14 protein-coding genes are annotated in these 12,662 nt (G+C 66.3%); 9 read left to right on the top strand and 5 right to left on the bottom strand.

Annotated features, from left to right (window positions below; translation table 11 throughout):
• Window positions 1-162 precede the first annotated feature (162 nt).
• Entirely contained in the window at window positions 163-1,467 is a 1,305-nt protein-coding gene (locus GGR03_RS06975) for a hypothetical protein (RefSeq protein WP_183206809.1), read from the top strand.
• A gap of 9 nt (window positions 1,468-1,476) precedes the next feature.
• Complete coding sequence (locus GGR03_RS06970; RefSeq protein WP_183206808.1) at window positions 1,477-2,409, top strand: COG3904 family protein; 933 nt, start codon at window positions 1,477-1,479, stop codon at window positions 2,407-2,409.
• Here the strand turns inward: GGR03_RS06970 and GGR03_RS06965 are convergent.
• Both GGR03_RS06965 and GGR03_RS06960 read right to left on the bottom strand, forming a co-directional pair.
• Complete coding sequence (locus GGR03_RS06965; RefSeq protein WP_183206807.1) at window positions 2,378-2,821, bottom strand: MgtC/SapB family protein; 444 nt, start codon at window positions 2,819-2,821, stop codon at window positions 2,378-2,380. The genes GGR03_RS06970 and GGR03_RS06965 overlap by 32 nt on opposite strands.
• Window positions 2,822-2,883: 62 nt before the next feature.
• Complete coding sequence (locus GGR03_RS06960) at window positions 2,884-3,819, bottom strand: alpha/beta fold hydrolase (protein WP_183206806.1); 936 nt, start codon at window positions 3,817-3,819, stop codon at window positions 2,884-2,886.
• A gap of 177 nt (window positions 3,820-3,996) precedes the next feature.
• Between GGR03_RS06960 and GGR03_RS06955 the strand changes: the two genes are divergently transcribed.
• The 3 genes from GGR03_RS06955 (at window position 3,997) to GGR03_RS06945 (ending at window position 6,413) form a co-directional block, all read left to right on the top strand.
• Complete coding sequence (locus GGR03_RS06955) at window positions 3,997-4,311, top strand: hypothetical protein (protein ID WP_183206805.1); 315 nt, start codon at window positions 3,997-3,999, stop codon at window positions 4,309-4,311.
• An 88-nt stretch (window positions 4,312-4,399) separates the two neighbouring features.
• On the top strand, window positions 4,400-5,428 hold the full coding sequence (locus GGR03_RS06950) for a ribonuclease T2 family protein (RefSeq protein ID WP_183206804.1): 1,029 nt from the start codon (window positions 4,400-4,402) through the stop codon (window positions 5,426-5,428).
• Window positions 5,429-5,555: 127 nt separating this feature from the next.
• Window positions 5,556-6,413, top strand: a complete 858-nt coding sequence (locus GGR03_RS06945; protein ID WP_183206803.1) for a DUF1206 domain-containing protein — start codon at window positions 5,556-5,558, stop codon at window positions 6,411-6,413.
• A gap of 44 nt (window positions 6,414-6,457) precedes the next feature.
• On the opposite strand, the gene GGR03_RS06940 is transcribed toward GGR03_RS06945, so the two are convergent.
• On the bottom strand, window positions 6,458-7,144 hold the full coding sequence (locus tag GGR03_RS06940) for a hypothetical protein (protein WP_183206802.1): 687 nt from the start codon (window positions 7,142-7,144) through the stop codon (window positions 6,458-6,460).
• Between the two features lie 149 nt (window positions 7,145-7,293).
• Window positions 7,294-7,935, bottom strand: a complete 642-nt coding sequence (locus tag GGR03_RS06935) for a glutathione S-transferase family protein (RefSeq protein ID WP_183206801.1) — start codon at window positions 7,933-7,935, stop codon at window positions 7,294-7,296.
• Window positions 7,936-8,044: 109 nt separating this feature from the next.
• Between GGR03_RS06935 and ettA the strand changes: the two genes are divergently transcribed.
• The 4 genes from ettA (at window position 8,045) to GGR03_RS06915 (ending at window position 12,236) form a co-directional block, all read left to right on the top strand.
• Entirely contained in the window at window positions 8,045-9,694 is a 1,650-nt protein-coding gene (gene ettA, locus GGR03_RS06930) for an energy-dependent translational throttle protein EttA (RefSeq protein WP_183206800.1), read from the top strand.
• A 127-nt stretch (window positions 9,695-9,821) separates the two neighbouring features.
• On the top strand, window positions 9,822-10,148 hold the full coding sequence (locus GGR03_RS06925; RefSeq protein ID WP_183206799.1) for a hypothetical protein: 327 nt from the start codon (window positions 9,822-9,824) through the stop codon (window positions 10,146-10,148).
• Between the two features lie 239 nt (window positions 10,149-10,387).
• The gene (locus GGR03_RS06920; protein ID WP_183206798.1) at window positions 10,388-11,869 is read left to right on the top strand and encodes a sensor histidine kinase; all 1,482 of its coding nucleotides are present in this window, start codon (window positions 10,388-10,390) and stop codon (window positions 11,867-11,869) included.
• Between the two features lie 13 nt (window positions 11,870-11,882).
• Window positions 11,883-12,236, top strand: coding sequence for a response regulator (locus GGR03_RS06915; protein ID WP_246367620.1), 354 nt, complete (start codon window positions 11,883-11,885; stop codon window positions 12,234-12,236).
• 18 nt (window positions 12,237-12,254) lie between these two features.
• On the opposite strand, the gene GGR03_RS06910 is transcribed toward GGR03_RS06915, so the two are convergent.
• Window positions 12,255-12,656: a hypothetical protein gene (locus GGR03_RS06910; RefSeq protein ID WP_183206796.1), complete on the bottom strand. Its 402-nt coding sequence runs from the start codon at window positions 12,654-12,656 to the stop codon at window positions 12,255-12,257.
• Window positions 12,657-12,662: the final 6 nt, after the last annotated feature.

Here is a 12,662-nt window from a genome sequence, read left to right as displayed (position 1 = left end):
GCCAGGCTGACCGTTAACCCTCTTAGACCAAAGTCGGGGTCCCCGGCGGTTTCGCCTGGTTACCGTCTTACCCGAGCCCCCCGGCCGCCTTAATCTCTGATTAACGATGAGGTTGGATCGGAGCCGGTCCCGGCAATTGGCAAGGCAGGAGGACCAGGCACGATGGGCGCATCGCATTCCTACACGTTGCGCGGGCAGCAGACCCGGCTTGACCTGACCACCAAGGTCACGCTGGCCGTGCTGGCGCTGGCGAGCGGCGTCTACACCTATCTTGGGGTTCGCGAGCTGCTGAACGGCACCGCCACGACGGTGTTTCTCGGCGCGGTGATCTATTCCTCTGCCGTCTCGGTCGCGATCTACGCCTTCTGGTCGTTTCTGATGCGGTTCATGCCGCATGTCCGCCAGCCGCGCAGCCGGGCGATGCTCTATCTCGCCATGGCCATCGGCTCGGCGATGATCATCGCCATGTCGTCCTGGCTGAATGCCGCGGCGCTGGCCGGCTCGGCAGCGATCGAGCAGCATCTGGCGGTGACCACCGAGGAGTACCAGCAGAAGCTCAACGAGGCGCACGAGAACGCGCTGGCGGCGCAGAGCCTTTTGCCGGACATCCAGCTGGCTTCGCAGCGCTTCGCGCGGCTCTCCGACCAGGAGGCGCAGTCCGGCGCGCTGACCGGTACGTCGGGCTCCGGCACGGTGGTGCAGTATCTGCGGCAGATGTCGAACCAGCTCACCGGCCTGCAGGGCGAGATCGAAGCCTCGCGCACGGAAGTGTCGGCGCTGTTCGACGAAGGCGGCGTGCGGCTCGGCGCGATGCGCCAGCTGGTCTCCTCGCAGGGGCCCATCGCCGAGCGCTCCAACAGCTACTCTGAGCAGGCGGTGGCGCTGTCCGGGCTGATCACGGCGCTGCAGCAGACGTCGGTGGCACCCGCCGTGCGCCGCGCCGCGGAAGATCTCGGCCGGACCTTCATCGCGCCGATCGCCGACGGCGCCGACGCCGATCTCAGGACGCGGCAGAGCGAAGTCGTCGGGCGCGTCGAGGCGGCGGTGCAGGCGCAGAGCGCGGCGCTCGCCGGCGCCGCGGACGAGATCCTGGCGCGGCCGGTGGTCGAGGCATTGCGCTTCACGCCGCTGTCGGCACCGGAAGCGGTCATCCGCTATGCCCGCGACTTCCTGCCGTCCTGGGCCGGGGCGATCTCGATCGACCTGTTGCCGGCGGTGCTGATCTTCATCCTCTGCATCGTCCAGGACGCGATCAGGCGCGAGGACGGCGAGGATACTGGCGAGTTCGAGACGCAGGACATGAGCGCTGCGGAATTGCTGCGGGCGCTGCGCATCCAGAAGCGCCTGCGCGCGATGGACGTCGAGGACGAGCGGGACCTCGTCGCGGCGGTGGCCGACGGCGACGGCATCGTCCAGCGCAACGACCCGGCCGGGCCGACGCCGTTTCCGAAGACGGTGGTCCGGTAGCATCGCGCGATGATCGGTTCGGAGACCCCGCCCGGGCGCTTCGAGCGCCTTGTGAACCGGCTGCCCGAGGGGGCGGTGCTGCGCGGCGTATTCGTGTCGTTGCTCGCCGTCTCGGCGGCGATCGTCTATCTCGACTATCGCGACCTGGCGGCAGCGACAGCAGATGTCGAACGGACGATGCGGACCGAGCCGCTGCCGTTGCAGCGGCCGGAGCCGGGCGACCAGGTCCGGCCCTATCTGCCGCGCACGATCCCGGTCGGGCCGGATCGCGGCGAGCCGACGCTGCCGGGCTATGACGGGCCGGTGGGCGGCGAGGCGATGGCCGAGCCGATGCGTTTCGTCGCGGCGCCGGGCGGCGCGGTAACGGCGATCGGACGGATCGAGATCGGCACCGGCGCGCAGCTGACGGAATTTCTTGCCGAGCAGGGCATCAGAGCCGGGTCGACCGTGCATCTGCATTCGCCGGGCGGCTCTGTCGACGACGCGATCGAGATGGCGCGCGAGATCAGGCGGCTGCGGCTTTCCACCTCGGTGCCCGACGACGGCTATTGCGCCTCGGCATGCCCGCTGGTTCTGGCCGGCGGGGTGACGCGGGCAGCCGGGACGGACGCCTGGGTCGGCGTGCACCAGGTCTATGCCGTCGACATTCCCGGCATGCCGGAACTGCGGGACGTGGGCGCCTCGATCTCGGAGATCCAGGCGACGATCGCGCGCTGCCAGGAATTGCTGGTCGAGATGGGCGTCGATCCGGCGGTATGGATCAAGGCGATGCAGACGCCGCCGGAAGAGCTCTACGTGCTGACCGAGGACGACCTTTCGACCTACCGGATGGTGCAGGCGGAGCCGGACGCGTCGCTGTTCATCGGCCCGCCGGCTCCGGAGGCGCTGCTCGACGAGGGTAACGTGGCCGTCACTCCAGCAACTTCACCAGACGCAGGATGATCAGGGTCATCACAACGGCGATGATCGCCAGGACGTACTCGCCGAGGCCGCAGGCAAGCCCGACCGCGCCGGCCAGCCAGAGCGACGCGCCGGTGGTCAGCCCCCTGACCTGACCGCGCGCCTGGATGATCGCGCCGGCGGCAAGGAAGGCGACGCCGGCGGTGATCGCCTCGACGATCCGGATCGGGTCGGAACGGATGTCGTCACCCTCGAAGCGGTGGATCAGCTGCACCATCAGCAGCGTGAAGACGCAGGCGCCGATGCCGACCAGCATGTGCGTGCGCAGCCCGGCATCATGCTCGTTGCGCTCGCGCTCGAATCCGATGGCGCCGGTCAGGATTGCCGCCACCAACAGCCGCGACGCCTGGGTAAAGGCGGCCGACAAAAGGTCCGGCTCGATCAGCTCGTTCATCGTCCCCTCCCGAGACTACCGATAATCTGCAGCGGCGCATTGCCGGTTTCAACGTCGCCGATTCAACCGGGCAGCTTCGCGTGCAGCCAGGCGAGGAGGCTCGTGACCGCCGCGCCTCGCCATGGCTCGATCTCGTGCAGCGTCTCGTGGCGGGCACCGTCTGCGATGTCGACCGTGACGTCGTGGCTGCCGGCAAGCCGTAGCCGGCCGGCCAGCTGGCGTGCCGCCTCGCCGTAGCCGGTCGCCGGATCGCCGGTTCCGGCGAGGAGGTGGACGGGCAGGCCGCCCGGCAGCATCGACAGGCCGGCTTCCGAGCCGCCCTGGAACATCAGTGACAGGACGTCCTCCATCATCGAGATGCTGGGCGAGAAGCCGCAGAGCGGGTCGGCGATATAGGCGTCCACCGCCAGCGGATCGTGGGACAGCCAGTCGAACATCGTGCGCCGCGGCTCAATCGCCTTGCCCCAGGCCTCGAAGGTCGCACGCTGGATGAGCCGGCTCGGCACGTCGGAGCCCTTCAGCGCCTTCTCGACCTTCAGCGCGGCGCGGCCAACGCGCTCCTCCAGGCCGGTCGAGAGGTCGGCATTCCAGACGGCGAGGGCGGCGAGATCGCCGCCATGGCGCTGGGCATAGTTCATGGCGATGATGCCGCCCATCGAATGGCCGAAGACCGCGACCGGCAGGCCGGGACAACGGGCGATGGCTTCGGCATGCACCGCCCGGCAGTCGAGCATCACCTTCTCGGCGCCGCCCTTGCGGGCGAAGCGACGGAGGACGGCATCGGCGGCGACGGTGGAGCCGTGGCCGCGATGGTCGTGGGCGAAGACGTGATAGCCGGCATCGGCGAGTTCGCCGGCCAACCGTGCGTAGCGGCCGGCATGTTCGGCGAGGCCATGGAAGATCAGGACGATGCCGCGCGGTGCGCCGACCGCCTTGCGGCTGTAGACGTGCACGGCGGCGCCGGAGCGGCTGTCGATAGTGAACTGGTCGTCGAACATCAGCCTCGCCGGTACGCCATTGCTGGCGGCGGAGATAGAGCCGGGCGGCTGGCGAGACAGGGCGTAGCGCGGGATGGTGGGTCGCGGCGCGGCGGCAGGTCGGCCGCCGGATCGGTCCGGCGTCCTTGCTCCTGCCCCATCGCCTTGCTAGCGCGGGGGATGCGAATTCTCACCCCCATGTTTCTTGGCGCCATCGTCCTCCTCGGCGGGCCGGCATTCGCCAACGTGCCGGTCACCGGCCGCTTCATCGCCGAGGCGCGCTGCCCGTCGCTGCCCGAGATCGGAACCGTCGACAATCCGGGTGCTGTCGCCACGGAGCCCGGGCGCGAATACCGGCTGGTGGCGCGGACCGCTGCGCCGGCGACGCATTATCTCATCGAGATCCCGGGTGCGGAGCCGCCCCTGCGCTGGGTGGCGATCGGCTGCGGCCGCGTCGAGTCCGAAGGCCAGGCCGCCAGCCTCGGGCAAGCAAAGCCGACACGTTTCACCTGAATGTCATGTGCGGTGGCTCGCCAATTCCAGGCGGATGTAGTATTTTCGATGTATATCGTCTGAAATAATTGACGCCAGGGGTGCCGGGATGAAACGAAGTCTTCTCCTGTTGGCGTGTGTCGGCCTTATCCTGCCGTCCGGGCAGGTGCGGGCGCAGGTGCCGCTGGACGGTTTCGTCGTGGCCCGGTCCACGTGTGCGGCGACGCCGGCGATCCGCAGCGAGGCCAATCCCGGGAATGTCAGCCTCGTCGTGGAGCGCGCCTATCGGCTGATCGGCGAGAACCGGGCGAATGGCACGCATTATCTCATCGAGGTGCCGGGCGCCGAACCGTCGCGGCGCTGGATCGCCAAGGGCTGCGGCGACTGGGTGGAAATGGTCGCGCCGAGCGACGGCAGCGCCGGAAGCACGCAAGGCGGCGACACGGGGCCGGTCGCGGGCGGTGGCCAGACGGCCGGCGGGGCGCATCCGGATCTGGTGATCGCCATCAGCTGGCAGCCGGCCTTCTGCGAGACGCGGCCGTCCAAGCCCGAATGCGCCGAGCAGACCGAGGGTCGCTTCGACACGACGCATTTCTCGCTGCACGGGCTCTGGCCGCAGCCGCGCGGCGTCGAATATTGCGAGGTCTCCGCCGAGGACAGGGCCGACGACCGGGCCGGGCGCTGGAGCGAGCTGGCACCCGTGGAGCTTTCGTCCGAGACGCAGGCGGCGCTCGACGAGGCGATGCCGGGGACGCGCTCGGCGCTGGAACGGCACGAATGGATCAAGCACGGCACCTGCTACGGCACCGACGCGGAGGAATATTTCGCCGACTCGCTGATCGTCATGTCGGCGGTGAACGGCTCCGCGGTGCGGACGCTGTTTGCCGATCGGATCGGCGAGGAGGTCACGCAGGCCGAGATCCGTGCCGCCTTCGACGATGCGTTCGGGGAAGGCGCGGGCGAACGGGTGCGGGTGGCCTGCGCCAATGACGGCGGGCGGCGCATCGTCGTCGAGCTGACGGTCGGGCTGGCGGGCGAGATCGACCCGGAAGCGGACATCGCCGAATTGATCCTGGCGGCGCCGACGACCGACGGGGGCTGTCCCGGCGGCGTGGTCGACGCGGTCGGGCTGCAGTAGCGGCGGGGCCGGCGGGGTCCATGCCGTGCCCCGGCGGGCCGCGCCGGCGGAAGCCGCCCGAGGTGCACGCGCGGGAACGATGCATGGCCCCGGCGATTGACGAAGGAGTCAATTCGCGGAGTTCAGCATGCCCTCAACCGATTTCTCCTGGTCCATCCCGATCATGCGCGCCGGCTATGCCGGGCGCGGTCTGGTCTATCTCGTGGTCGCGGGCTTCTCGCTCTACGCGATCTGGCTGGGCGGGCAGGCGCAGGGGACGTCCTCGGCGCTGGAGCAGCTGGAGAACACCGGCTGGGGGATGATCGTGCTGTTCCTGATCTTCCTCGGCATGGTGGCCTATGCGATCTGGCGCCTGATCGACGCCTATTATGACCTCGAGGATTACGGCACCGAGACCAAAGGGCTGGTGGCGCGGGCGGGCATGCTGGTCACAGGTCTCGTCCATCTGGCGATCGGCTTTTCGGCCTTCACGCTGCTGTTCGCCGGCGGCGGAGGCGGCGGCGACAGCGAATCGACGATCACCGATGCGGTGGCGACCGTCATGGGATGGCCGGCCGGCCGCTGGATCGTCGGCGTCGTGGGCCTGATCATTCTCGGCGCCGGTGGCTACTACGTCCACAAGGCCTGGAAGGAAAAGTACCGCGAGGAACTGCGCGCCAACCACTTCACCGAGCAGTGGAACTTCATGCTGAAGGCAGGGCTCGCGGCCCAGGGCGCGATCATCGCGATCATCGGCGGACTGTTTCTCTACGCCGCCTGGCGTGCCAATCCGGACGAGGCGGGCGGGCTCGACGGGGCGTTCGACTGGCTGACAGGGCAGCCGTACGGGCAGGTACTGGTCGCGGCGGTCTGTGTCGGCCTGCTGGGCTTCGCGCTGTTCTGCTTCGTCAACGCCGCGTACCGGATCATCCCCAAGGCCGAGGGCGACGACATCGAGACGCTGGGCGCGCGGCTCGAGGCCAAAGCGCGGCAGGCGGTCGGCTAGGGATGAGAAGGTAGGAGACGTTCGGCAACGATTATGTTGATTGCTTATCGGAACATCGTCCTTAGGGATGACATAATGGCTTCTAGGGTTATACGCCCTCCATAAGCCGCACTTGCCATTAGTTCTAAAAGTATCTCTCGGTTATTCGCTCTAATGAACCGCACAGGCTCGGCCGTTCCAATTATTGGATCTTCTACCGCGTGATCGCCTTCAAAGGTAACGTAGAGCTTTACGCGATATCCATCGCCTCTGTTGAATGGTGAAAGGGATAAATCGACTTCCTGTAAAGCGTTCAATGGAGAAGGGAGGCTCACCCAATTTGAAGTGTGATGGCGGTCTGGCGTCTCAATGCTGCCGGAGACAGCTTGACATCCAGAGGGGAGGGTAATTCCCCATGAAAAGGATGACCTGTCGTTGTTCCCGGTATTGGAGATTTGAATATCAACTACATGTAGATTTTTAAAGGAAAAAACCTCTCCATCTATAGGTATAGACAATTCAGCGGAACTGTCCGGAAATCCTACGTTCCCGTCGAATATCGGTTTTATTTCGAGTAGATATGATACCGGCTGTACTCGGTTACGCCATGATCCGACAGCTGCAGTGATTATGGATCCTACTGCGCCGCCACTAAGGAGGGAGATAATTACAGTCATCCAATGAAATTCTGCCAAAAACTCTCTTCCGTTAAATGAGGGTCGCACCCTCCGCAAATCCATTGTCTGCATCATCAAAGCATCAAGACTATCAAAAATAATACCGCTACGTCCTGGGCGGTCCCTTAGTGCGGCCGGAAACGGCTGGCCAGGCAGACGCGTGTCGCGTGTTTCGATGCCCTTTGGCATGAGAGGGAACATAGTCCGGCGGTTCTGGCGGGGCCTCAGTTCGACCGGAGTTCCTCGTAAGAGACCATGACGTGCTCGCGAAAAGCGGGCCGCTCGACGAGGGCGGCATAGTAGCGCTCGATCGCGGGGTGCGAGGGGCGCGCGATGGGCAGGTCGAAATAGCGGTAGAGCAGGTAGCCGAACTGCAAATCGGCGAGGGTGAAGTCCGGGCCGGCGAGGAAGCCGTGCTCGGCGATGCGCGCCTCGGCGATGTCGAATTTGGGCTTGAGCGTCTCGACAGCGGCGGCGATGGAGCGCTGGTCGCGGTCGGCTTCCGGCACGCGGACGATCCGCCAGAACACCGGGCCGTTGAAGTTCTGCCAGATGTTCACCCGTGCCCACTCGCCCCACTTGTCGACCTGGGCGCGTTCCGACAGATCGGCCGGCCAGAAAGGTGCGTCGCCATAGCGGCTGGCGAGATAGCGCGTGATGACGGCGGATTCGAACAGCGGCGCGTCGTCTCCGTCCTTGAGGACCGGCACGAGGCCATTGGGGTTCATCGCCAGGAATTCCGGCGTGTCGTTGCCGCCGTATCGGTGGCCGACATCGTGGCGCCGGGCCTGCAGCCCCAGCTCGGCGATGCACCACATCACCAGCTGCACGTTCGACGAGGTGCGGCGTCCCCAGACTGTCAGCATTCGTGTTTCCCTCAGTGATCCTGCGATCGTGCCGCCGTTGCCCCGCGGCCGCCGATGGCTTACGTACGGCGCAACTTTCCATCATTCCGACACGGAGCGACCGCGCGCCATGGCACGCCAGTTCATCTATCACATGTCCGGCCTGACCAAGGCCTATGGCAACAAGAAGGTTCTCGAGAACATCCATCTGTCGTTCTACCCGGACGCCAAGATCGGCATTCTCGGCCCCAACGGCTCCGGCAAGTCGACGCTGCTGCGGATCATGGCGGGGACGGACAAGGAGTTCACCGGCGAGGCCTGGGCCGCCGAAGGGGCCAAGGTCGGCTACCTGCCGCAGGAGCCGCATCTCGACGAGACCAAGACGGTGTTCGAGAACGTCATGGAAGGGGTCGCCGACAAGCAGGCGATCCTCGAGCGCTACAACGAACTGATGATGAACTACTCCGACGAGACCGCGGAGGAGGGGGCGAAGCTCCAGGACGTCATCGACGCACAGAATCTCTGGGACCTCGAGAACCAGGTCGAGATGGCGATGGACGCGCTCGGCTGCCCGCCGAAGGATGCCAATGTCGTCGCGCTTTCCGGCGGCGAGAAGCGGCGCGTCGCACTCTGCAAGCTGCTTTTGTCCAAGCCCGACATCCTGCTGCTCGACGAGCCGACCAACCATCTCGACGCCGAGACCATCCTCTGGCTCGAGAAGCACCTGCGCGAATACGAGGGCTCGGTGCTGATGGTCACCCATGACCGCTACTTCCTCGACAACGTCACCGGCTGGATCCTCGAGCTCGATCGCGGCCGCGGCGTTCCGTACGAGGGCAACTACTCGGTCTATCTGGAGAAGAAGGCCAAGCGCATGCAGCAGGAAGGGCGCGAGGACGACGCCCGCATGCGCGCGCTCACAAGGGAGCGCGAGTGGATCCAGCAGGGCGCGAAGGCGCGGCAGACCAAGTCCAAGGCGCGCATCAAGGCCTATAACGAGCTGGTCGAGGCTGCCGAGAACCGCAAGCCGGCGGACGGCCGGATCGTCATCCCGACGGGCGAGCGGCTCGGCAACCGGGTCATCGAGGTCGAGAACCTGTCGAAGAGCTTCGGCGACCAGGTGCTGATCGAGAACCTCTCCTTCAAGCTGCCGGCCGGCGGCATCGTCGGCATCATCGGGCCGAACGGCGCCGGCAAGTCGACGCTGTTCAAGATGATCACCGGACAGGAGAAGCCGGATTCCGGCAAGATCGAGATCGGCGAGACGGTCGATCTCGGCTATGTCGACCAGAGCCGCGACCATCTCGACGGCTCGAAGAACGTCTGGGAGGAGATCTCCGGCGGCGTCGACATCATGAAGCTCGGCAAATACGAGATGAACTCCCGGGCCTATGTCGGCAACTTCAACTTCAAGGGCCCGGACCAGCAGCAGAAGGTCGGCACGCTCTCCGGCGGCCAGCGCAACCGCGTGCATCTGGCGAAGATGCTGAAGTCCGGCGCCAACGTCATTCTGCTCGACGAGCCGACCAACGACCTCGACACCGAGACGCTGACCGCGCTCGAGGACGCGCTGGAGGAATATGCCGGCTGCGCCGTGGTGATCAGCCATGACCGCATGTTCCTCGACCGGCTGGCGACGCACATCCTCGCCTTCGAGGGCGACAGCCATGTCGAGTGGTTCGAGGGGAACTTCGAGGATTACGAGCAGGACAAGATCCGCCGTCTCGGACCGGAATCGGTCAACCCGAAGCGCCCGACCTACAAGCGCCTGACGCGCTGACTTCGCGCAGGGGGCGGCCGGCCGCTTCCGGTCGCCTGCGCCGAAAGTCGGGGGTGCGGGCGGCTGGCCGGCGGCCCTGCCGCCCCTATAATCGCCGGTCAGTTCATCATCGGCGATCGGCGCAGGCATGGCATATCGCAAAGAGACGTGGGTCGTGGCGGCGCTGCTCCTGCCGCTCCTGACGGGTACCGCCGCGGCCAAGCCGGCCAAGTGCTTCGCCACCGACGACGGGCATTTCGCCTGCGACTTCCAGATGACGGATGCGGCCGGCAGCTTCACGATCGAAGGGCCGGACGCGACCTACATCCTGCTGATCGACGAACCCGGCAAGGCGTTCGGCTTTGTGAATCTCGGCAACCGCAACATTCCGCTGGCCGGCAGCTTCCTGCGCGAGCGCGGCGACCCGGCGTGCTGGGCGAACGCCGAAACCGGGACGCGCATCAGTGCCTGGTAGAATCGCGGACCATCGGCAGAGGGGGCGGCGATCCGACTACCGCAGCGCGTCTTGCCGCAATCGTGATGGCGATCCTGCAGTCGTTCCCACGAGCGAAGATCGTCAAGCGGCTGATTTCGAATGTATCGGCGCGGGCCGCTTAACCCTGAAGTCACTCCAGGCTTAACGATCTATTGCGGTCTTCGAATTAGTTTTTGATAAGTCCATCCGAGACGAGACGGTCGAGACCACTGACGAGCATGAGCATTTCCGAATTCCAGCGGATCTTCGATGTCCTGCCGACGCCTTACATGGTGGTGGACAGGGAGCTTCGATACGTTGCGGTAAATCGCGCCTACTGCGACGTCGTCCTCCGGACGCAGGACCAGCTGGTCGGCAAGCGGTTGTTCGAGATGTTTCCCGACGAGGGCGAAAGCGGGCGGCGGCTGCTCGCCTCGTTCGAGCAGGTCCTGGCCGACGGGGAAGCCGACACGATCGCCTTCATCCCCTATGACATTCCCGTGCCGGCAGAGCGCGGCGGCGGTATCGAGAAGCGCTACTGGACGGCCACCCACACGCCGATCCTCGACCGGGACGGGCGCGTCGAGTTCGTCGTCCAGAACACGATCGACGTGACCGACATCGTCCGCATCAAGGAAGCCGGAACGTTGCCGTTCCGCTCGATCCCGGGCGAGCTGGCGCTCCTGCGCCACGCCCAGGAGGTCGAGGAGGCCTACCAGGAGAAAGTCTCGGAGAGCGAGGAATTCCGCCGGCTGTTCCGCCAGGCGCCTGGCATGATCGCGGTGCTGGAAGGCCCGGACCACGTCTTCACCTTCGTCAACGACAGCTATCTGCGCTTCATCGGAAACCGCAACCTGATCGGCCTGCCGATCCGGCACGTGCTGCCGGACATCGCCGGGCAGGGCTTCTTCGAGATGCTCGACCGTGTCTACGCGACCGGGCAGACCGTGTCCGGCGAGGGCGTGCGTCTGATGCTCCAAAGCGGGCCGGACAGCGAGCCGGTCGAGACCTTCCTCGACTTCTCCTACAACGCCATCCGCGATGCCGACGGGCATATCAGCGGCGTCTTCGTGCAGGCGACGGACCGCACGGAATCGGTGCGCGCGGCGGAGCGCCAGCGGCTCTTGATCGACGAGCTGAACCACCGGGTGAAGAACACGCTGTCGACCGTGCAGTCGATGGCCCGGCAGAGCTTCCGCAACATCCGCGACCCCGAGGAAGCGCGCTACGCCTTCGAGGCGCGGATCATGGCGCTGAGCCAGGCGCACAACGTGCTGTCGGCGCGCCGCTGGGAGGCCGCGGGCCTGTCGGTGCTGCTGGCGCAGGAGCTGTCGGTGTTCTCGCCGGACAGGCTCCGGATCGCCGGACCGGAAGTGCATCTGTCGGCGAAGTCGGCGATCGCGCTGGCGATGGTATTCCACGAACTCGCCTCGAACGCCGCCCGCTATGGCGCGATGGCCGGCGAAGAGGGACGGCTGTCCGTGACATGGACGACCAGTGGGCACGGTCCGCGCCGGATGCTGGACGTGGTCTGGCAGGAGCACGCGCCGACAGCTGCAGCCGGGAGTCTCGTGCCGGGCTTCGGCATGCGGATACTCAAGCGGATCATCGAGGGAGAGTTGTCGGGAACGCAGGCTCTTGACCTTCTCGACACCGGCCTCATCTGCCGGTTCCAGGTAGCGCTCGCCGAGGTCGAGGATATTGAAAGTTCAGCCGCATAGGCAGTCCGGCGATTTGACCGGGGTAAGGGTCTTCGTCGTCGAAGACGAAAGCCTCGTCGCCATGCAACTCGAAGACATGCTCGACGACCTCGGATGCAACGTGGTGGCGACCGCCATGCGGGTCAGCGGGGCACATCGCCTGATCGATTCCGGGCTCGAGATCGACGTCGCCATCCTCGACGTCAATATTGGCGGCGAGACGGTCTACCCCGTGGCCGAGCGCATGCGCGAAGCGGGCATCCCGATCGTCTTCGCCACCGGCTACGGCCGTGGCGGCGTCGAAGAGCGGTGGCACGACTGCCCGATCCTGCAGAAGCCCTACACGATCCAGCAGATCGAGACGTCGATCGGGACCGTCCTGCGCTAGGCCCGCAGGCACGCCGTTTCATTCGTCCCGGGTGCCGGTCAGAAGCATCACCAGCGCCCGCTCGCTGAGCCCGATCGTCGCCACGGCGGCGTATGGGTACGTCATCCGCAGGTGCTCATGCCGGGCGGGTTCGGCGAGCAGCATCAGCCGGATCCCGGCCACCGCCAAGGCGTCCTCCACATCGCCGTCCAGCGGCGCGCCGGGCTCTAGCGACACGACCGCCAGCGAGAAACGCCGCCGCAGCAGCCGGTCGAGTGCCGTCGCCCGATCCGGCACGATGGTGGCGCGGGCTCCCGCTTCCTCCAGCGCATTCGCCGTGCGCATGGCCCGCCGCGCATCCTGATCGACGACCAGCGCCTCGCTGCCGGCGAGGAGGCTCGCCCAGGCGAAATTGTCGAAGGTGTCGAGGCCGGTGGTCATGCCGCC

Source organism: Aurantimonas endophytica, assembly GCF_014196845.1.
In the GTDB taxonomy this organism is placed as follows: domain Bacteria; phylum Pseudomonadota; class Alphaproteobacteria; order Rhizobiales; family Rhizobiaceae; genus Aurantimonas; species Aurantimonas endophytica.
Note: the sequence above shows the minus strand (reverse complement) of the source record. Positions and strands in the feature narration are given on the sequence as shown.